At 55.2% G+C, this 21,537-nt stretch carries 15 protein-coding genes; 12 read left to right on the top strand and 3 right to left on the bottom strand.

Annotated features, from left to right (window positions below; all coding sequences use genetic code 11):
* Positions 1–78: 78 nt before the first annotated feature.
* Complete coding sequence (gene pepT, locus AC3ZPD_RS07810; RefSeq protein ID WP_490983716.1) at positions 79–1,317, top strand: peptidase T; 1,239 nt, start codon at positions 79–81, stop codon at positions 1,315–1,317.
* A 78-nt stretch (positions 1,318–1,395) separates the two neighbouring features.
* The gene (locus AC3ZPD_RS07805; protein ID WP_490983715.1) at positions 1,396–2,061 is read left to right on the top strand and encodes an LbetaH domain-containing protein; all 666 of its coding nucleotides are present in this window, start codon (positions 1,396–1,398) and stop codon (positions 2,059–2,061) included.
* A gap of 127 nt (positions 2,062–2,188) precedes the next feature.
* On the opposite strand, the gene AC3ZPD_RS07800 is transcribed toward AC3ZPD_RS07805, so the two are convergent.
* Positions 2,189–6,178: a carbohydrate-binding protein gene (locus AC3ZPD_RS07800; protein ID WP_490983714.1), complete on the bottom strand. Its 3,990-nt coding sequence runs from the start codon at positions 6,176–6,178 to the stop codon at positions 2,189–2,191.
* 322 nt (positions 6,179–6,500) lie between these two features.
* On the opposite strand from AC3ZPD_RS07800, the gene AC3ZPD_RS07795 reads away from it, so the two are divergent.
* From AC3ZPD_RS07795 to AC3ZPD_RS07770, 6 genes are all read left to right on the top strand, one after another.
* On the top strand, positions 6,501–8,183 hold the full coding sequence (locus AC3ZPD_RS07795; RefSeq protein ID WP_490983713.1) for a helix-turn-helix domain-containing protein: 1,683 nt from the start codon (positions 6,501–6,503) through the stop codon (positions 8,181–8,183).
* A gap of 166 nt (positions 8,184–8,349) precedes the next feature.
* Entirely contained in the window at positions 8,350–9,369 is a 1,020-nt protein-coding gene (locus AC3ZPD_RS07790) for a FecCD family ABC transporter permease (RefSeq protein WP_490983712.1), read from the top strand.
* Positions 9,370–9,371: 2 nt separating this feature from the next.
* Complete coding sequence (locus AC3ZPD_RS07785; RefSeq protein WP_490983711.1) at positions 9,372–10,391, top strand: FecCD family ABC transporter permease; 1,020 nt, start codon at positions 9,372–9,374, stop codon at positions 10,389–10,391.
* 54 nt (positions 10,392–10,445) lie between these two features.
* The gene (locus AC3ZPD_RS07780; RefSeq protein ID WP_490983710.1) at positions 10,446–11,483 is read left to right on the top strand and encodes an ABC transporter substrate-binding protein; all 1,038 of its coding nucleotides are present in this window, start codon (positions 10,446–10,448) and stop codon (positions 11,481–11,483) included.
* Positions 11,484–11,895: 412 nt separating this feature from the next.
* Positions 11,896–13,251 carry an MATE family efflux transporter gene (locus tag AC3ZPD_RS07775; RefSeq protein ID WP_490983885.1) on the top strand — a complete coding sequence of 452 codons (1,356 nt, stop codon included), beginning with the start codon at positions 11,896–11,898 and terminating at the stop codon, positions 13,249–13,251.
* A gap of 164 nt (positions 13,252–13,415) precedes the next feature.
* Entirely contained in the window at positions 13,416–13,868 is a 453-nt protein-coding gene (locus AC3ZPD_RS07770) for a CBO0543 family protein (RefSeq protein ID WP_490983709.1), read from the top strand.
* Positions 13,869–14,029: 161 nt separating this feature from the next.
* Here the strand turns inward: AC3ZPD_RS07770 and AC3ZPD_RS07765 are convergent, their stop codons facing one another.
* Positions 14,030–15,220 carry a GGDEF domain-containing protein gene (locus AC3ZPD_RS07765; protein ID WP_490983708.1) on the bottom strand — a complete coding sequence of 397 codons (1,191 nt, stop codon included), beginning with the start codon at positions 15,218–15,220 and terminating at the stop codon, positions 14,030–14,032.
* Positions 15,221–15,512: 292 nt separating this feature from the next.
* Here AC3ZPD_RS07765 and AC3ZPD_RS07760 point away from each other — a divergent pair, with 292 nt between their 5' ends.
* A complete protein-coding gene (locus AC3ZPD_RS07760) occupies positions 15,513–17,297 on the top strand; it encodes an ABC transporter ATP-binding protein (protein WP_490983707.1) in 1,785 nt (594 codons plus the stop codon).
* Positions 17,294–19,312 (top strand): ABC transporter transmembrane domain-containing protein, encoded by a 2,019-nt coding sequence (locus AC3ZPD_RS07755; protein WP_490983706.1) that lies wholly within the window; start codon positions 17,294–17,296, stop codon positions 19,310–19,312. The genes AC3ZPD_RS07760 and AC3ZPD_RS07755 overlap by 4 nt, the downstream gene beginning before the upstream one ends.
* 127 nt (positions 19,313–19,439) lie before the next feature.
* On the opposite strand, the gene AC3ZPD_RS07750 is transcribed toward AC3ZPD_RS07755, so the two are convergent.
* A complete protein-coding gene (locus AC3ZPD_RS07750; protein ID WP_490983705.1) occupies positions 19,440–19,844 on the bottom strand; it encodes a winged helix-turn-helix transcriptional regulator in 405 nt (134 codons plus the stop codon).
* Between the two features lie 293 nt (positions 19,845–20,137).
* Here AC3ZPD_RS07750 and hxlA point away from each other — a divergent pair, with 293 nt between their 5' ends.
* Both hxlA and hxlB read left to right on the top strand, forming a co-directional pair.
* Entirely contained in the window at positions 20,138–20,770 is a 633-nt protein-coding gene (gene hxlA, locus AC3ZPD_RS07745) for a 3-hexulose-6-phosphate synthase (RefSeq protein WP_490983704.1), read from the top strand.
* A 3-nt stretch (positions 20,771–20,773) separates the two neighbouring features.
* Positions 20,774–21,358: a 6-phospho-3-hexuloisomerase gene (gene hxlB / locus AC3ZPD_RS07740; RefSeq protein ID WP_490983703.1), complete on the top strand. Its 585-nt coding sequence runs from the start codon at positions 20,774–20,776 to the stop codon at positions 21,356–21,358.
* The last annotated feature ends 179 nt before the right edge of the window (positions 21,359–21,537 follow it).

The following is a 21,537-nucleotide window of genomic DNA, read 5'->3' as shown; positions in this document are numbered from 1 at the left end:
ACCGGTTTGCTTTTGCCAATTGTTTCAATAAGCGCAATAATAAGAGATATTCGAAGTTTCGAAGGGAGCTGTCTGATTTTGAGAGAAGAAATGGTGAAACGTTTTATATCCTACGTTAAAGTGGATACGCAATCCAACGATGAAAGCGAAACCTGCCCCTCCACGCCCGGGCAGCTGACGCTGGCCCGCCAGCTGGCGGACGAGCTGAAAGCGATCGGCATGGCCGAAGTGACGATGGACGACAACGGCTACGTCATGGCCACCCTGCCGGCCAACACGGACAAGGAAGTCCCGGTCATCGGTTTCCTCGCGCATGTGGATACGGCAACTGATTTTACGGGAGCAGGCGTTAATCCGCAAATGATTGAAAACTTCGACGGCAGCGACATTGTCCTGAACCAGGAGCTGAACGTTGTTTTGTCCGCCAAGGATTTTCCGGAGCTGCCAAGCTATAAAGGCCACACGCTGATTACCACGGACGGCACTACGCTGCTCGGCGCGGACAATAAAGCCGGCGTAGCCGAAATCATGACGGCGATGGATTACCTGATTCAGCATCCGGAGATCAAACACGGAAAAATCCGCGTAGCCTTTACGCCGGACGAGGAAATCGGCCGAGGGCCGCACAAATTCGACGTAGCCGCTTTTGGCGCGAAATACGCCTATACGATGGATGGCGGGCCGCTCGGCGAGCTGGAATATGAAAGCTTTAATGCGGCCGGCGCCAAAATTACGATTAAAGGCACCAATGTGCACCCGGGTACGGCAAAAAATAAAATGGTCAACTCCATCAAAATCGCCATGGAGCTCCAGCAGAAGCTTCCGGCCGAGCAGACTCCTGAATTGACCGAAGGCTACGAGGGATTCTATCACCTGCTGGGCATCACGGGCGATACGGAGCAGACGAAGGTCCAATACATCATCCGCGATTTTGACCGCCAGGAATTCGAGAACAAAAAAGCTTATTTGACCAAGGTCGTGGACGAGCTTAAAGCCAAATACGGCTCCGAGCGCATCATGCTTGACCTGCATGACCAGTATTACAACATGAAAGATAAAATCGAGCCTGTAAAAGGCATCGTCGACATCGCTTACCAGGCGATGGAGTCGCTCGGCATCAAGCCGATCGTTAAACCGATCCGCGGCGGCACGGACGGTTCCCAGCTGTCCTATATGGGACTGCCTACCCCAAATGTGTTCACCGGCGGCGAAAACTATCACGGCAAATTCGAATACATCTCGGTAGACAATATGGAAAAAGCCGTTCAGGTCATGCTGGAAATCATTCGGCGTTTTGAACAAAATCCGGGGGTATAGGCTATAGGCAGTCGCCTTCCTTTTGCCAATTACATACATTGAATTAAATGTAAAGTTGCATAAGGAGGAGTAAATCGTTTGCCTACTTACCCGGAAGGGCCCTTTAACCACTGGGTCATGTTTATCAGTCCGAATCCGGCCACGAGCTTCAACCCGAAAATATCGGAGCCGCAGATCGAAGAGGGGGTATTTGTGGGCCCCTTCTCAAGCGTCATCGGGGATGTAACCGTCAAAACCGATACGTTTATCGCACCCAATGTCAGCATACGCGCCGACGAGGGCACACCCTTTTATATCGGGGAAGGCAGCAACCTGCAGGACGGCGTCATTCTTCATGGCTTGAAAGAAGGGCGAGTACAGGTTAACGGGCAGCCTTATTCGATCTATATGGATCGTTCCGTCACTGTTGCGCACGGGGCAATCATCCATGGGCCTGCCTTCCTAGGGGAAGGGGCGTTTGTTGGCTTTCATTCGCTTGTGTTTCAGGCCATCGTCGGAAAAGGCACCTATATCTCCAATAACGCAATCGTTTCGAGTAAGGTAGTTATCGGAGACAACCGGTTTGTTCCGCCTGGCGCGGTGATCGACAAGCAGCAAAAGGCGGATGAGTTGTGTCTCATCCCCTCGGATGCGGAAGAGTTCGCCAAGGAAGTTCAACGGGTCAACCGTGAATTTGCGGCAAGCTATCCGCTCCTGTTCGGCAAGCATCGCTGCACGTGCGGGCTGGCCTGCGGCGCCCTTTAACCGGCCCTTTTGAAGCTTCATAAGAACGACAAAGGACACCCTCGCGGGTGTCCTTTGTTTCGCTTCGAGCAGTTTTTCCCACACCTTCAGTAAACGGAGGCTGAACTCCGCCAAGCAGATGATTAAATCACCAGTTATTACCCGATACCCGGTTGACGGTGAAGTTCGGGGATTTGTTTTCGCCGTAAATAGCCGCAATGCCAGGATTATTCACTTTGACATTGGTGAAGCTGGCTCCGCCGATCACAGGTCCCTGCCCGTCTTCGGCTTTGGCAACCAGCTTGATGCCGTAGCGGGCCGGGTTGTTGATCATAATGTTCTCCAGGCGGATATTCTGCATCGGCAGATTCTCCGGCGATTTGGATTGGAACATCAGACCGAAATAAACCGGGTTGTTGATGTCGACGTTTTTCACGAGGATGTTCTTCAAATCCCTGTCGCCGCCGAAGAACCAGATGGCTCCGAAGTTCTGATAATCGTTGATCTTGTCGTCGGCTCCGACACTGGTCCAGAAGTCCCCGCCGGTGCGGTCCAGCGTAACCCCGTCGATGACGGTGTCAATGGCGCCGAATCCCAAGGTGTTGTATCCGAAGCTGAGGCTGCTGACGGTGAGCCCCGGATAAGTGAGCGTATCCGCGCCGTACAGGTTCTGGAACAGGTTATCCTGACCGCCGTAAACCGCAAAAGCTGCGGCACGTCTCACGTTGGTGGCGGTCAGGTTGGTGTACTTGTTGCCTACGTTGTAAGAACCGCCGGCATCGATGGCGCTGAACAGGGCAAAGGAATCGTCCCCGGTGGCGCGGGCATAGTTGTTGTCGATGATGTTGTAGGACGATCCGTTGGTCATGTTGATGCCGTCTGCAAACATGTTTTTGATCCGGTTGTTCTTGAACGTATTGTGGGAAGAGTTCACGCCCCAATACAGGCAGACAAAATGTTCGGCCCAGATGTTTTCGATCGTCACGTTCTGCATGCCGTTGCCGTCAATGAACTTGCCAGGTCCGTCCTGCCGGTAAACATAGTTGCCCCAGGCGGACAGATCCCTGATCGTAGAGCCGTTTGCGGCGGAACTGATATTAAATCCGACGTCCGTATTCGTCTGATCCTGCGGTGCCGTCAGTTTGGTGTACCATGGGCCTGCGCCGATAATTTCGGTTGCCCGGCCGTACAGGAAGATTTTATTCGAAATCGTCCATTCGCCGGCAGGAATGAAGATCCCTTTTTTAGTCGGATCTTGGCGGAATTCGGTCAGCGCCTGCTCAATGGATTTGGAAGCCGAAACCTGAACATATTTGCTCGGATCCGGGTTGGCGGCAGGCGGAGCGACGTTTTCCGTCTCGATCATGTCCACATAAATCCATGGAACGTCCCCGGCGTCCTTTTGAATTTTGATTTTCGTTCCGGCCGGATACACCTGATCCAGCATCAGCTGCGAATCCTCGTACAGCCAGTAAGCCTTGGAGCCGGAATTGTCGTAGCCAAGACGTCCAAGCGTTGAAGGCGTTGCATACAGGTAAGAGAACTTGGAGGTCACCTTAAAGCTGCCTTTATCAACGCCGTTGGCGTACACGCTTACCGTACCGGTGGTATTTTCGGCGACGGCATTGCGCAGCACAAACGCATTAGCCGGCGAAGTCAGCGTAAATTCCACGTATTCACCGGTAGCATCGAGATAAACGGCCGAACGGCCGGAAGCTTCACCGGCAAAGTCGCCCGGCGTAAAGTTCGGAGCCAGCTTCGTCCCGTTAGTGTTGTTCGCGGAAGACTCCGCTTCCAGAATGGTGAACGGCATATTTGCGCCCCGGCCTGAATACAGGCTGGAGGTGCTGGTGTTATTCGCCTGTTTGACCGCGGCTTCGTTGGCATCCGGAGCGATCGTTGTCGTGACAGTGTAGCTGCCGTTAACCGCCGTCCAGGTTCCTGCCGTTACGTTCGCGGACGCTCCTGCAGCCAGGCTTCCGTTATAAGTGCCGTTAAAGGTTTGCAGGGTGGCTCCTGCGGCGTTCTTCAGCACTACCGTGATAGCGTGGGCGCCGCTTGCGGAGGCGATATTCCCTTGGTTTTTGAGGTTCACGGTGAAGGTAACGGTATTGCCCGCGCTTGGATTGCCGGGCGTCCATGATGTCGTCCCGATCAGGTCGGCGCTTTGCACCTGGCCTATGACAAGCTGCGAAGGATTCGTAAAGCTGTTGTTCGAATCATTCGTTTCAATCACGGTATTGCTTTCGTCGACCTTGGCGGTCACCGCATAAGTTCCGGCATCTTTTGGCCCGATGTTTGCGGAGACATTCGCTGTAGCGCCTGGGGCAAGCGCACCGACGGAGGCCGTTCCGGCCATAGTGGTGCCGAGATAGAAGTTTACGCTGGTAGCCGCGGAGGCAACCGTGCCGATGTTCTGAACGGTAGCGTTAAGCGTGAGGGCACTGGTCTCAATCGGTGAGGCCGGAGACCAGGAAGCGCCGGTTACCGTCAAGTCCGGGTTAGGGGCCGGCGTGCCGATAATCTGGAATTCGGCAACTTGCCCGCCCGGCGCTCCCGAGTTGGCCGTAAACCGGAGCTGCAGGCTGCTCGCAGTCGCATTTACGGGAATCGTTACCGTATTTTGCGAAGCGGGGTTAAACGTATAGGAGGCGGCGGAGACCAAATTGGTGAAAGCCGCCGAGTTTTGATCATGCCCAAGCACCTGAATCGTTTGCGTGCGTGTAGCCCAGGCGCTGGCCGGATTCAGCTTGAGCACAATCGATGTGACACTGGCGTTGGCGCCAAGGTCCACGGTGAGCGTGCTTGGATGTCCGCTGCCTTCCCAATAGGTGTTCACATCGTTATCGTTGGCATTGACCGCAACAAAAGTAAACGTGGAAGAAGAGGCCGTAATGGTTTTACCGATCGCAAGGTTCGATCCGTTGCCGCCGCCCGAGCCGTTCCGGGTCACGGAATTGCTTGGAGCGGATGTATTGCCTGCAGCGTCCTTGGCGATCACGTAATAGGTAACCGTCAAGCTGGCCGGCTGCGTATCGGAAAAAGTGACCGTCGATCCGTTTACGCTGCCGCGAAGCTGGTTGTTCGCGTAGATATCGTATCCGGTGACGCCGACATTATCGGTGGACGCATTCCAGGTAAGGCTGATCGTCACTGGCGCAGGCTGCGTGAAAGCCAGGTTGGCCGGAGCCGATGGAGCCTGGTTATCCGAGATGCTGCCCGTCGTAAAATTGATCCAATTGATATTAAAATCGAATCCGCTGGCATAAACGCGAAGCGTTTGCGATCCCGCGTTAAGCGTCACGTTTGCGGTTACGGTCTGCCAGTTCTGCCAGCCGCCGGTGTTTGGCACCGCGGTGGTAGCCAGCGTCGTCCCGCCGGACTGGAGCTGAATTTCGCCGCTGCCCGAATTGCTGGCTACCCGATACTCTACAGTATAAGCGCCCGCGCTCTGCACGTTCACGCTGTAGTCCAACCAGTCGCCGGCATTGATCCAGCCCACATCGAGGCCGCCGCCGTTATCGGACGTCGGTTCGGTCTGGATGCCGTTCATCGCGGTGTAATTTTCCGCTTCGATCTTGCCCGGAATGGCCGAAGGCTCCAACGGGGAAGAAGTGCCGTACACTTCCAGCTCGGCGATCTGTCCGGCCGGCCAGCCTGTGTTGGCGGTCACGAGAATCCGCACGTAACGGACGCTGGCTGCAGGGAAATCGATGGTTACGGTATTGCCGGTATTCGGATCAAACGTATAACCCGCCGATGCCTTAAGATTCGAGAAGCTGGTTCCATTTGCGCTTCCTTGCACGGACAAGGTTTGCGTGCGGCTTTCCCATCCGGATGGCAGCTTCAGCACAACCTGGTCGACTGCGGCTTCGCTTCCGAGATCCACCTGGGCCCATTGCGGGAAGGCATTGTTGGAGCTTTCCCAATAAGTCCCCGCGTTCCCGTCCGTGATGTTGGACGCCGCATAAACATCGGCGTGCCCGGATTCCGAGACGGGTTTGCCCGCCGCTAAATTTGGTCCGCCCGCCGCATGCACGGATTCGAACCCTCCAAAAGAGGTAAAAAATGTGCCTGCCATCATCGTTAAGATACAGGCCCAGGCGATGAAACGTCTTTGAATTTTCACGAATTGCATGCTCCCTTCATTAGGAAAGATTCGTTCGAATACTGGACATCCCATAGTGCTTTTACCATCGTTATCTATTCGCTTGATTAAATTTCAACCCTGATGTAAGCGGTATCACAAAAACGCGTATCCCTCCCATCTTCATTCTGGATTCCATAAGGGTTGCATGGTGATCATAATTCGGTAACGCTTCCAAAAAAAGGGGCGTTTCTATGCATAGTGTGTGTGATTATCCACTTTTTGGGATAAAAGCCCGGGGGGGCTTAATTCCCTTAAGTATTCTTCTGTTGTAAGATAGGGTTGATCTTCAGGAATTAAAGGAGCGATAGACATGAACACTTCCAAACCTGAACAGGCCTTCCTGCAGCAAACCTTGATTGAGATCGTGGAAGTCCGCTCCAGCACCGCTGTCCCGCCCTGGGCAGCTTCGGTTAGGCCGCAGCCGCTTGCGCATCACATGCTCCTTTACGTCTCCGCTCCGGGGCAAGGGCACGGCCATTCCCATTCCCAGCTTTCCACAGACGATGCACCGCCGGCGCCGGCCCTGCGCGATGAGACTTTATATTTGTTTGTTCCGGGGAGCGAGGTCACGCTGACGTTTCCTCCTAAACCGGGTAAAGATACGGAGTTTTACTGGATCTCCTTTGATTTGTACCGGCTGTCCGAAGGGACGCTGTCCTACCGTTCTTATGAACGGGTACTGGATTTCCCCGGCGTACGTGAGCACACCCTAAGCAAAAAAAGGTTCAAACGCCTGTTTAACGCCATGAAACCCGGCAGAGGAACGGCCGATGCCTGCGCCGGGGGCCGCAGCCGCCTGCTCGCCCAGCAGCAGCTATACAGCCTGCTGGATTTTCTGCTTTCCGTAGAGAACGAAACGGAGACGGGATTCGAGGATACGTTGTCCAAACTCAAGTCTTCCATTCTTTTCATGCAGCAGCATTACCAGCAGGATATCCGGGTGGACAAGCTGGCCGAGCTGGTGCAGCTTCATCCGACTTATTACGCCCAGCTGTTCAAGCAGACGATGGAGCTTACGCCGGTTGAATACCTGACGCGCCTGCGCATGAATAAGGCGAAGGAACTGCTGCTGCAGACGGGCAAATCGGTCCGCGAAGTTGCTTACGAGATCGGCTACGAGGATGAGTTCTATTTCAGCCGCAGGTTTAAAAAAACGGCGGGCCTCGCCCCGACCGTATACGTCAAGAAGAAGGATTTCCGGATCATTTCCCTCTCCGCTCCCTACACCGATCATTTGTACACCCTGGGGCTGAGCCCGATTGCGGCCCAGACCTACCCCGGCCTGCCGCTGGATACGATGGAACTGGATTTGCCCGAGCATGCCTCGGACCCCTGGGAGGTACGCCGGAAAATATTTGCCGAATTGAAGCCGGATTTAATTCTGTGCAAGGACAACGTGAGGGCCAAAGCAATGGAGCACGTCAATGACCTCGCCCCGGTTATCTCCATCCCTTGGGCCACCCAGGATCTTTATACCCACTTATCCGTGATTGCCGGACTCACCGGCCGGGAAACGGAAGCCAGGCTGTGGCGCGAGCGTCACGAGCGGAGAGCCGAAGAGCTTCGCGGCGAATTAAAGCGCCGTATCGGACCGGTCTCTATAGCGATTTGTGTTGTCCGGGCAACCGGTCTGCGGATGTACGGCATGCGCAACATCGGTCATGTCTTCTACCGCTCGCTGCAGCTTGCGCCGCCGGAGCGGATCGTCAGGCAGACCGAGCCTTACCCGGCGGGCACCCACTTCAACTGGACCGCCCTGCCCGAGAAGGAAATTGGTGCCTACGAAGCCGATTATCTGCTTATCGCCGTCTCAAGTGCCGATGAGCAATCCCGCATGGAGCGGCTGTGCCGGGAAAACGAGGCCTGGGCGGCCCACCCCGCCGTACGCGCGGGCAAGGTCCGTTTTATTTCCTGGCCGAAATGGAAACCCTATGCTCCATATGCCGTTGATTGGCAGCTGGAGCAGGCCTTCCAACTGCTCACGCAGCCTTGAAGCCACCCGATTTCCAGCGTTATCGCCCAACAAATTGAAACGGCCCTCTCCTCCCATCTTGGATTTGTCCATGTTTTCGACCTTGGATAATGTCATGTACGGGAGTTGAGGGGCCGTTATAATTATTCATTGATAATGATTATCAATATTAATTGGAGAACCCGATATGTTCCGTCAACCTAATCGTCCCGGCAAAACCTTCCGGCGGGCTTTATGGCTGCCGGCGGCAGCGGCCGGGCTGCTGCTTGCCGTTTTGCTCGCCGTCTCTTACGGAGCCAAAAGTATCCCGCCCGCAGATGTCCTGGCCTCCATCTTCCGCTTTGATCCCAATGATGAGGCCCATCAGATTATCCGGAATCTCCGCCTGCCGAGAGCCCTTGGCGCGGCCATTACCGGCATGGCCTTCGGCGCTGCGGGAGCGCTGATGCAGGGAGTCACCCGGAATCCGCTTGCCGATACCGGCGTTCTTGGCGTTAATGCGGGAGCCGCATTTGTGGTGGCGCTGGCGTTTGCCTTTTTGCCGGGTTTGTCGTACTTCAACCTGATCCTGCTTTCCTTTGCCGGAGCGGCGTTGGCCACGCTGTTTATCGTGCTGCTGGGCTCCGCAACGCCGGGAGGTTTATCTTCGCTGAAGCTGACGGTCGCCGGGGCCGTTGCCGCCGCGCTGCTTCATTCGTTCAGCACCGGGATAGCCGTCTATTACGGCTTGAGCCAGGACCTGGCTTTCTGGTATGCCGGCGGCGTCGCCGGGGTAAGATGGTCGCATCTGAAGCTGCTGGCGCCTATCGTGTTTGCGACGCTGATCTGGTCCGTCTCCATGGGACGGTCGATCACCTTCCTGTCGCTAGGCGACGAGTCGGCGGTAAACCTCGGCGTCCGCGCCGGACGGATCCGCGTGCTGGCCATGACGGCCGCCGTAATGCTTGCGGGCACCTCGGTTTCCGTAGCCGGGGCCGTCGGCTTTGTAGGTCTCGTGGTGCCCCACGTGGCTCGAAGGCTGGTTGGCGTCGACTACCGGCTGGTCATTCCGATGTCGGCCCTGCTTGGCGGCATTCTGCTTGAGCTGGCGGACATCGCCTCCCGGATGGTCAATCCGCCCCGTGAATTTGCCATAGGAGCGATGGTTGCGCTGGTGGGCGTACCGTTCTTCTTATATTTAGCCCGAAAAGAAGGGAGGTCGCTCTAACGATGCTTCCTTCAACCCTGAACCGGGGAGCCCGGGCCTGGCTGTTCGGCCTGCTTCTGCTGCTGGCCGTGATTGTCGTATTTGTCATCAGCATCAATACGGGGACGATTCGCCTCTCGCCCCGCGAGCTTGTCATGACCCTGCTCGGCTACGGCTCTCCGCAGGATCAGCTTGTATTGTTTACATACCGTCTTCCACGGATCGTCGTCACTTTGCTGGCCGGGGCCGGACTAGGGGCAGCCGGGGCCGTCCTACAGGGGGTATCCCGCAACGCCTTGGCCGATCCGGGCATTCTGGGCCTTCATTCCGGCGCCGCCTTCGGGCTGATGATTTTTGTCTCCTTCTTCCGGACGCTGGAAGGGCCTTCGGCTTTGATCATTCCGATCTTCACTTTTTGCGGAGGACTGGTCATCGCCGCGCTGATTTTTGCGCTGGCTTATGACCGGCACAAAGGTCTTGTCCCGATCCGCCTGATCCTGGTGGGCATCGCCATCGAGGCCGGCTTCAGCGCCGTCACCCTGTTTCTGGCGCTCCGGCTCGACCCGGACACCTACGCTTTTGCGGCCAACTGGCTGGCCGGGAGCGTATGGGGGCGGGATTGGACCAGCGTGCTGGCGCTCCTGCCCTGGATCGTGCTGCTGCTTCCCTTCGTGTTCGCGAAGTCGAAAATGCTGGACGCCTTCGCCTTGGGCGATGAAACGGCCGTCAGCATCGGCAACAAGGTGACGCAGAACCGGCTGATTCTGCTCAGCGTGGCCGTGGCCCTGTCCTGCTCCAGCGTTTCGATGGCGGGCGGCATCGGATTCATCGGCCTGCTCGCCCCGCATATCGCCCGGAGGCTGGCCGGACCGATGCACCGCCATTCGCTGCCCCTGTCGGCGCTGACGGGCATGCTGATCCTTACGGCGGCGGATACGATCGGGCGGTCGATTTTTGCGCCCAATTCCATCCCTGCGGGCGTAGTGGTCGCCGCCGTTGGAGCACCGCTGTTTTTTACGCTGCTAATGAGAAGCAAAAACTGAGTAATTTTTCTATAGAAATAAAAAATACCGAACAAATAGCTGGAGGGAAACTTTGTGCTTAAATTCAAATGGCTTACCCCGTTGTTGATTCTTACTCTCGTTTTTATATTGTCCGCCTGCGGAAATTCCGCTACAAACGGCCAAAATGCTTCCAATAATGCCGGCAGCTCCGCCGCTTCGGCGGCCCCGGCTTCCTCAAACGGCGCCGGAGATACCGCTTCTGCCGATCCTGCAGCCTCCGGTACTTCGGACCTTTCGTCCACCTCTGCCAAGGCCGATGAAATTCTGAAAAGCCAGCCGGATGCAAGAATCGCTTCGATTTCCATCCATATTACGAACGATCTGCTGGCGATCGGCTTGACGCCCGTCGGTTCCGTGATCGGCGGCGATGTGAAGGATTTTCTCCCGCACGTGAAGGATTTGCTGCAGGGAGCCGCCAAATACGGCACGGTCAACGATCCGGATATGGAAGCGATCCTGGCCTCCAAGCCGGACGTGATTTTCCTGGATGAGACCTATTCCGGCCAAGATATCTCGAAATTTGAAAAGATTGCGCCGACGATCACCGTCAATACAGCCGAAGGCACCTGGCAGGACCAGTTGAACGAAATCGCCAAACACGCCGGACGTGAGCAGCAGGCAGCCGACTTCATTCAGAAATATACGGATAAAGCTGAAAAAGTAAGCGCGCTGATCCATGCCAAGCTTGGCGAAGACGCCAAGGTGATGGCGATCCGCTCTACGGCGAAGGAGCTGCGGGTCATGGGAGCCGGCCATCCGATGGGCCCGATCATGTTCGAGGAATTAAAGCTGAAGCCGGCGGACGGCGTAGAGAAAATCAACAAAGCGTACGAGACCATCTCGCAAGAAGTGCTTCCGGACTTTGACGCCGACGCCATCTTTGTCATTATCAGCACGGGCAGCACGGCCAAAGCGAATTTCGACGCGCTGGAGTCCAACCCGCTCTGGAAAAACCTCAAAGCGGTCAAAAACAACCATGTCTATATGCTGGACGGACAAAAATGGCTGGACTACTCCGCTCTGGGCCAAGATATGGCGCTCGACGATGCCGAAAAGCTGTTCGGCAAGTAAGAGCCGGAAAGCAAGAAAGTAAAGACGGAAGTATGACGTAGACGACCTGCAGACTTTGGATGAGGCCCTTTTTTTCAGGACAGGTAAAGGGGGCCCCTGATCTTGGCTGCAGGTTTTTTTTATTTGCCAAAACGGGCTTGGAACTCCCATGTAAAACGATCCAAAAAGAATAATCCCTCAATAATCCCCTTGGACAACTCTCTGAAAATTTTAGGGGATTTCATTAATTTACATTTTAATTGCTGTAATTACAAAAAAACTGTGCTAATATACGTTTGTTTATACGAAGATCGTTGTTAAGTCGTCCGTTTTGAATACAGGAAAGATCCTCATTTCTGAAAGTCTGGAAGGTGACAACTTGGAAAGCAAGACCCTCGATAACCCGTCTGCTGCCGTTAAAAGTCAATTTAGTATGTTCCGTTTAACCTGGCCTATCTTTCTCGAGCTGTTTCTCTTCATGCTGATGGGCAGCGTGGACACGTTTATGATCAGCTCGGTGTCCGATGATGCGGTCGCGGGCGTCGGCGCCGCCAACCAGATCATCTCGATCGCTATCCTGGTGCTGGAAGTGATCGGCAACGGAGCAGCCATCGTCGTGGCCCAGTACCTGGGTTCAAAAAAGCTCATCGAAGCCGCCCGGGTCACAGGCAACGCCATTACGATCAACCTCGCCGTCGGCATCCTGCTCAGCGCCGTATTTCTGCTGTCCGGCAAAGCGATGCTGCAGCTTTTGAATGTGAACGGCGCTATTCTGGATTATGCCGTTTCTTATATTCAAATCGTCGGGGGAGGCATCTTCCTGCAGGCGCTGATTAATGCGCTGGCGGCGACCATCCGGACGCATGGCTTTACGAAGCAGACCATGATTGTGTCGCTGCTGATGAACGTTTTTCACGTCGCCGGCAACTATGTGCTGATTTACGGGCATTTCGGATTTTCTCCCCTGGGCGTCCAGGGTGCCGCCATCTCTACCGTATTCAGCCGCCTGATCTGCCTGATGATTTTCTTCTGGCTGATGTACCGGGTCATGGAAGTCCGGGTCCGGGTCAAGTATTACCTGCAGCTGTCTAAGCAATATATTTTCAAAATTCTGAAGATTGGCATCCCTTCCGCTTTTGAAAGCATCGTTTATCAGATCTGCCAGCTTATTTTTACCTTATACGTCACTTATCTCGGTGCGGAAGCGATGGCTACCCGCCAGTATGCGGTTAATATTTCGTCCTATATCTATCTGTTCAGCATGGCAATCGGCATGGGGACCGCTATCGTTGTCGGCCATTATGTGGGCTCCCGACGCCAGCAGGACGCTTATACCCGCGTTCTGCAAAGCGCAAAGTGGGCGCTCGCGGCTACCGTGGTCGTCGATTTGATCATTATCGCTTTCCGGGTTCCTCTGTTCCACCTGTTTACGGACGATCTGACGATCATCAGGCTGGGCTCTCAAGTCATGCTGCTCAGCATCGTCCTGGAGACCGGACGTACGGTCAACATCGTCATCATCAACTCCCTGCGGGCTGCCGGAGACGCTAAATTCCCCGTTTATATGGGGCTGCTCTCCATGGTTTGCATGTCGCTGCCGCTCGGCTATCTTCTGGTCTTCCAGCTTCATCTCGGTCTGGCCGGCATCTGGCTGGCGATTGCGGCGGACGAGTGGACGCGGGCCGTCATCATGTTTTTCCGCTGGCGCAGCCGGGCTTGGGAACACTACTCCCTGGTTGACCATGACGCGCCGGCAGAACCTGTTCAGCAAACGGCTCCGGCCATTTGAACCGTCTCCTTGGGCTTAGCCTTGGCCGCTGATCACAGGCGAACTCCAGCCGCTCCTACGTGGGCGGCTTTTTTTTTGCAAATTGGAAAGGAGGCCTCCGATTAGACCCTTATGGAATGGGAATAATGACTACATCATTATTTATTCTATCGGGATGTGGGAATATGCTGACCCTGGCGATCACAGTGGTCTTGCTTTTAATGGTTATAATCTTTATGCCCAAAAGGCTGTCGATTTCCGAATACTACTTTACAACCCTTTTTGCTTTAATCTTAAATATCTCTTGCGATCTTGTTGTTGATCTGCATCTGAATCTTTACACCTACTTTCACCCTGGAGTCAGCCTGGGCGGATACGTCGTCGTCTATGTGATCGGCCCTTGCATCAACCTGATTTTTTTGAATTTCGTTCCTGCGAACTGGAAGCGGCTGCCCGGGTATATCCTGGGGTGGTCCTTATTTTCAATAGCTTATGAAGTTTTTGTCGCTTTGCCTTCCGGGATGATCCATTACTATCGTTGGGAGTGGTGGTATTCCGCCTGTGCCTATCCGGTCATATTTTTTATTCTTTATGGACAATGGCGGTTGGCCAAACGGTTAATAAAGAGACCCGCTTAAGCGCTGCGGCAAACTCCCGAATAGCAAATAGAGCTAGAACGAAAATTTTGGCACAAAAAAGCCCGTCTCTTCCGCTTTGGGTAGAAACAGGCTTTTTTTCGCAAAAATTCGCCGTGGTTCAATTGAAGCCCCCTAACATCTAACATCCGTTCGCCGCAGATCTAATAGAGCGCTGCCCCGGCGCCGGCCGGGTTCCTGTTCCGCTCCACGCGGTTACGCCCCAGCCTTTTGGCCGCATACAGCGCCTGATCGGCTAAATGATAAAGCTCCGAAACGGTCAGCTCCTTGCGGGCCGAAAGCGTAACAATCCCCATGCTGAGGGTATAGAAAACCCGATTCCCGCAGGTGCCATGCTGCTCGGCTTCAGAGCGAAGCTGCTCCGCCAAGGCATCCGATTCCCGGACGTCCAGATCCGGCAGAATCACGGCAAATTCATCGCCGCCGTACCTGCCCAGTATTCCTTTGCCCTCAATGAACAGGCGAATCGTTTCGGCCATTTCCTGCAGCACCCGGTCCCCTGTCTCATGCCCGTGAGAATCGTTGATTTTCTTGTAATAATCAATATCAAACAGGATAAAAGAAACCGGCCTCCGGCTTTTGGCAAGCTCATCAATACACCGCTGGGTCCGTTCGACAAAGGTCCTCCGGTTGAATACGCCGGTCAAATCGTCATAACTGGCAAACTGCAGCAGCTTCCGGTCCGCCTGCTCTTTGGAGAGCAGCACAAACCCGATATTTCCGACCAGCATCATAAAGAAAATGGAAAAATAGGAAACCAGCTGATAGGAGTTGGGGCTCGAAAACAAACTCATTTCATCCGCCATACCGATGGAGAGAACGGACCGGATGAGCAGGAGGCCGAATACCAAACCATACATGAGGCTCAGGGTCTTTTTCAAAGGCGATGCCTGTTTGTCCCTCACCAGCCTGTAAGCCGGATAGGCAATAAACAAAGCGGCCATCAGCGACGAAAAACAAATCCTCAGCCATTCGGCATTGTAGCTTACAAAAATAAGCAGGTAACCGGCTATACTAATCCCTGTAAGCAAAACCAGATACCTTTTAACGGTACAGTTCATGCCTCCTATGACCATCAGCAGCGCGCCCGTCTCCAGAAAGGCGGCCACAAACAAAACCAGATTGGGTAAAGCAACGCCGAAAAACGAAGGCAGGACAAACCGGAATACGGACAATCCCCAGACGGCACCCTGGAGCCATCTCGAAATGCCAAACCAGTGGATGGCCGTATCTTGGGCAAATTGGCTGCGGTAAGCCGAAATAAGAATCAGGGTACATAAATGGCCCAGAGCGACAAGGATAAAGACGGTTTTCATATCCAATGTTAAATTCATGGCATCCAGCTTCCTTACCTCGTGTAGAATGGAATTTAATCTCTTTTTTACCATGATAATAAAAACAAATGGCAAGCAAACTCACATCTTATTTTACCCCATCAAGCCCTAACTGTCCGTAAGAAGGATAAAATAAGCAAACCATCGCTCTTGCAGGAACATATGTTTCCATATAAGATAGAATAAGGCTTTTACCGGAGAGAATGATCCCTAGGGTTTTATAACCAAACTCGGCATTGACTCTCCGACGGGAACAGGATACATTTACCGAAGTGAAAGGAGTGTTCTGATTATGTCGGGGGAAATCACGGCAGGAGAAAACGCACGAAGGGCCCAGCCACTGGGGAAATACCGCACGATCATGGGCAGATACGTTCTGCCTCAGCGCAAATTGATGATCACACTAACGATTTTATTGTTTGCCTCCATCGGCCTGCAGCTGGTGAATCCGCAAATTATCCGCTATTTTATTGATAACGCGCAAGGCACAGGCAGCTTGAGGCCGCTGTATGTGGCCGCTTTTTTGTTTATCGGCTTCTCGCTGGTTCAGCAGATCGTGTCGGTCTGCGCCGCTTATTTTAGTGAAAATTTAGGCTGGAAAACGACCAACAAGCTGCGCGCCGATCTGGCCGGGCACTGCCTGTCCCTGGATATGTCTTTCCATAAAACGCAAACCTCGGGTTCCCTGATCGAAAGGGTGGACGGCGACGTCAACTCGCTCGCCAACTTTTTCTCCAGCTTCATCATACATATGGCAGGCAACGCGATGCTGATGCTGGGCATTCTGATCTTATTGTTCCGGGAAAATCTCTGGGTCGGCATCGTTATGACCGCCTTTGTGGTCGGTGCGGTTTTCCTGATCCAGTGGATACGGAAATTCGCCGTGCCGGTATGGACCAAATGGCGGGCGCTCAGCGCCGAATTCTACGGTTTTATCGGCGAACATCTGGAAGGCACGGAAGACACGCGCGCTAACGGTGCTGCCGGTTATGTCATGGGCCGGTATTACGGTTTAGCCCGCCGGATGCTGCCCGTCCGGGTTCGGGCTTTCTTCGGGTTTTTCCTGATGTGGGGGACGACCATTTTTGTGTTTGCCGTCGGCAACGCCGCGGCATTTCTTGTCTGCGCGGTGCTTTGGAGGCGGGGAGAGCTTTCGATCGGCGGCATCTATCTGGTCTTCTATTATACGGAGCTGCTCGCCAAACCGATCGAACAAATCCGGACCCAGCTGGAGGATCTGCAGAAGGCTGACGCCAGCCTCGTCCGGGTGCAGAGCCTGCTGGCTACGGAATCGGCGATCAAAGACGGCCCGGGGGCTCCCCTGCCAAAGGGTCCCCTCTCCGTTAATATCAGAGATCTCAGCTTTGCTTACGAGCCTGAGGAGGCTCCGACTCTGGAGCAGCTGAATGTCCGTCTGGAGCCCGGCCAAACGCTTGGCCTGCTCGGCCGCACGGGCAGCGGAAAAACAACGCTCGCCCGGCTGCTGCTGCGTTTCTATGATCCGCAGCAGGGGGCCATTGAGCTTGGCGGCCGCGATATCCGTGAATGCAAGCTGCATGAGCTGCGCGGTTCGGTAGCGATGGTGACGCAGAACATCGAAATCATGGAAGGCACGGTCCGGGACAATCTGACGTTGTTCGACGAGAGCATTCCGGACGACCGCATGATCGCGGTGCTTCAAGAAGTCGGACTCGGGGATTGGTATAAAGGAATGGGAGAGGGTCTGGATACGCTGCTGGCCTCCGGCGGCGGCGGCCTGTCGGCAGGGGAAGCGCAGCTCTTGGCCTTCGCCCGCGTGTTTCTGACCGACCCGGGACTTGTGATCCTGGACGAAGCTTCTTCCCGCCTGGATCCGCTGACGGAAAGCCGGATCGAAGCGGCGATTACCCGGCTGCTTGAGGAAAGAACCTGCATCATTATCGCCCACAGATTATCCACCGTGCAGCGGGCCGACCGGATTCTAATCCTGGAGGACGGCCGGATTCTGGAGGAAGGTCCGCGCAAAACACTGGCCGAAGACCCGGATTCCCGCTTCAGCCGCATGCTGTCCGTGGGGCTTGAGGAGGTGCTGGCGTGAAGCCGAGACATTTTTTCATCCGACTGCTCTCTCTGCATCCCGTCTTATATATAGCCAATCTGATTGCTTGGACGCTGGTGCATATGTCCCTGCTGATTCCGGGGCTCATTACGAAAAAATACTTTGACCAGCTCGAAAGCCAGACCCATCTTGGCTACGGCGTCTGGGCGCTTGCCGCCCTGCTGGTCGGCGCGGCCCTTGCCCGGATGGGCGTCATTGCCGTCGGCTTCCTGACCGATGTCCATTTCCGGTTCCGAATGAGCATGCTGGTCCGCCGCAACATGCTGGCGCATGTGCTGAACGAACCCGGCGCCAAAGCGATCCCCGTTTCGCCGGGCGAAGCGATCAGCAATTTCCGCGACGACATCGACCAGACGGAGGAAGCCGTGAGCTGGTCGGTCGATTCTTTTGGCCTCGTCGGCTTTGCCATCGTTGCAGGGTACATCCTCATCTCTATCGATGCGCAGATGACGCTGTTTGTATTCGTGCCGCTGGTGCTTGTCGTGGCGGCCGCCCAGATTGCGACCGCGCGCATTCAGAAATACCGTGCGGCCAGCCGCGAAGCGACGGCCAGGGTGACCAGCTCGATCAGCGAGATGTTCTCGAACGTGCAGGCGATCCAGGTAGCGGGAGCGGAGTCCCGCGTGGTGCGCCGGTTTGTGGAGCTTAGCGACGAGAGACGCCAGACGATGGTAAAGGATAAGCTGATTACCGAAGCGTTGTCTTCCGTGTTCACCAACTCCGTGAACCTAGGGACCGGCGTCATTCTGGTGCTGGCCGGCTACAAGATGCGCAGCGGAACCTTCAGCGTCGGCGATTTGTCTTTATTCGTTTATTATTTGACGTTTGTGACCCAGCTGATTTCCAACCTGGGCAACTTCATGACGTTTTATAAACAGATGTCCGTCAGCTTTGTCCGGCTGAAAAACATGCTGCAGGGAGCGCCCGCTTCCCTGCTCACCGCCGCGGCCTACATCGGCATCGGCAAACCCGGCCGGGACTGGGACAGTTGGAAGAAGGCCCGCCAGGAAGGCCGATTAGAGGGTAATCAGGAGGGCAGCCTGGAACAAAGCCGTCAGGCGGGGTCCGTGAATGCGGACCGTACCGCAAGATCGGATGATGCCGCAGCCGTGTCTGCAGCTCCAGTCGGCGATGCCGCCGCTTCGGGCGGAAATCTGGGCGGAACATTAGCCCAAACTTCCGCCCGTCCCGGAGCCTATATGGACGAAGGCTCTCGGATGCCGGTGCCCCAGGCCGGACCTCTGCATACGCTGGAGGTCCACGGCCTGACGTACCGCTATCCGGAGACCGGACGCGGAATTCAGGGGATTGACCTGATGCTGGAGCGCGGCTCCTTTACGGTCATCACCGGGATGATTGGCTCCGGCAAAACAACGCTGCTTCGGGCCCTGCTTGGCCTGCTGCCGGCCAATGCCGGAGAAATCCGCTGGAACGGCCGGCGGGTGGAGAAGCCGGCAGACTTTTTCGTGCCGCCGCAAAGCGCGTACACGGCACAAATCCCGCGGCTGTACAGCGATAAGCTGCGGGACAACATTTTGCTCGGCCTGCCGCCCGAGCAAAGCAACCTGGACGGCGCGCTGCACACCGCCGTCCTTGATGAAGACGTCGCCCGGCTGGAGCACGGCCTCGACACCGTGGTCGGCCCGCGCGGCGTGAAGCTCTCGGGCGGCCAGGCCCAGCGTACGGCGGCCGCGCGCATGCTCGTCCGCGACGCCGAGCTGTACGTCTTCGACGACCTGTCCAGCGCGCTGGACGTCGAGACGGAACGCAAGCTTTGGGAGCGGCTGTTCCGCGAGCGCAGCGAGGCAACCTGCCTCGTGGTTTCGCACCGCAAAGCCGCGCTGGCGCATGCGGACCGCATTATCGTGCTGAAGAATGGCACGATCGAAGCCGCCGGAACGGCGGACCAGCTGCTGGAGTCCAGCGAAAGCTTCCGGCAGCTGTGGTACGGCGAAGAAGCAGGGGAAGCTTCCGGCGCCCGTTCCAACAGCTAAACGGAGCAACTCGGCGGCGGCGCCCCATTATGGGGTTTCGAAGCCGCCCGCCGCGCAAAAAGCCGCATGCCCTTAGAGCATGCGGCTTTCTTCTATTTTCCTAAAGCCCGCTCTTAAATAGCCGGCCTTATTCGCTAACTGCAGCCGGGAGCACCCCGGTTGTCTCCTTCTCTTCACATCCGTTCCAGACCACGGCTTCGCCGTAATGTTTGCCCCAATCGTACATGGCTTTCAAGACAGGCATCAAGCTGGTGCCGTATTCCGTCATCGAATATTCTACCCGCGGCGGCACCTCCGGATAAACCTTGCGGCTGATCAGCTTGTCTTCCTCCAGCTCTCGTAGCTGGTTGGTCAACATTTTCTGCGTAATGTTCGGAATCAGCTTCTTCAGCTCCCCAAACCGCTTGGTCCCTTCCAGGCCGAGATGCCACAAAATGATCAGCTTCCATTTCCCGCCGATAACGGCAAGAGTCAATTCCTTCTCGCAGTTAATCTCTTTGAGGTTAATCCGTTCTTTCAGTTCATTGGCCATCTCTGACACCTCCTGTCTGGATAGTATATCATTTTCACTTAGTATCCGGCCAGACCCTTATAGTCGAAATGGAAACTATGCAGCAGGACAAGGATTTTCCGGCTCAAAGGCTGTGTTGCCCACTCCGGAATTTACGCCATTAGTCACCTCCAGGTGACTACCTGACGGCAAAGTGCCTACTTTCGCAAAAATAACGGACCTTTATAATAAGTCCTAGGCCGGCCGCAGGCGATTTAATTTCGGGTTTTGAAATCCGCGGCCTCATTAATTTTAATCAAAGGAGCGTTATATAAATGGAACTTCAATTGGCTTTGGATTTGGTAGATATTGCAGGCGCGAAAGAAATGGTATCCCAGGTAGCGGAGCATATCGATATTGTTGAAATCGGCACACCAGTGGTTATTAACGAAGGCTTGCACGCTGTAAAAGCGGTTAAAGAGGCTTTCCCCAATCTGACGGTGCTAGCCGATCTGAAAGTGATGGACGCTGGAGGTTATGAGGTGATGAAAGCAGCGGAAGCCGGAGCGGGCATCGTAACGGTCCTGGGCGTATCCGATGATTTGACGATCAGCGGCGCAGTAGCCGAAGCGAAAAAACAAGGCGCACGTATTCTGGTCGACATGATCAACGTAAAAAATCTGGCCGAACGCGCGCAGGAAGTGGATGCGCTTGGTGTGGACTACATCTGCGTGCACTCCGGTTATGACCATCAGGCCGCCGGCCTGAATTCATTCGAGGATCTTCGCACGATCAAAAGCGTGGTAAAACAAGCCAAAACGGCGATTGCGGGCGGAATCAAGCTGGATACGATTGCCGAAGTAGTCAGCGCAGGACCTGACCTGGTCATCGTAGGCGGCGGAATTACCGGCGCTGACGACCCGAAAGCGGCGGCAGCCGAAATTCAAAAACTCGTGAAGCAGGCGTAAGCCATGGGCAGCATGAGCGACACTGCGAACTTCGCCGGCCTGATCGCTCGGGAGCTGGATCATGCCGTCCGGCTGATTGACGAAGGCTCCATTCGGGCCCTGGCCGATAAAATCGAGCGATCGGAACGGATATTTCTCGCCGGAGCCGGTCGTTCAGGTTTGATGGGACGCGCTTTTGCCATGCGGCTGATGCATACGGGGATCTCCGCTTACGTCGTAGGCGAAACCGCGACGCCGGGGATTACGAGTCGGGACTTGCTGATCGTAGGCTCCGGATCCGGCGAAACCGCGAGCCTGGTCTCCATGGCTAAAAAGGCTAAATCCATCGGCGCTTCCGTGGCCGCGGTCACGATTCACCCGGACTCCTCCCTTGGCGCGCTAAGCGACCTGATCATCAAGCTCCCCGGGGCGGTCAAAGACCGGAGCGCAAAAACCGGAACAGAGACAGCGGCGGAGACGATCCAGCCCATGGGCTCGCTTTACGAGCAAACGCTGCTGGTGTTTTACGATGCCGTCATCCTCCAGTTAATGAAGCTTAAAGGGCTGGATACGGCTAGGATGTACGGCAACCATGCGAATCTGGAATAGTTCAATACGCCAATTTCGCAAAAAAATCTCCACGGCCCGATGTTTCCCGCATCGGGCCTATTGCGCTCTTCCCCCTCTTTTCCTCTCTCATTCCTCGCTTTTTTACGCTCCGCAGAAGCTTTGAATTCATTTTAACTTAATTTATTACGTATTCTACATAAGACGACAACTTCTATTAT

It is taken from the genome of Paenibacillus mobilis, assembly GCF_058267595.1.
This window is presented reverse-complemented; position numbering and strand designations above follow the sequence as displayed.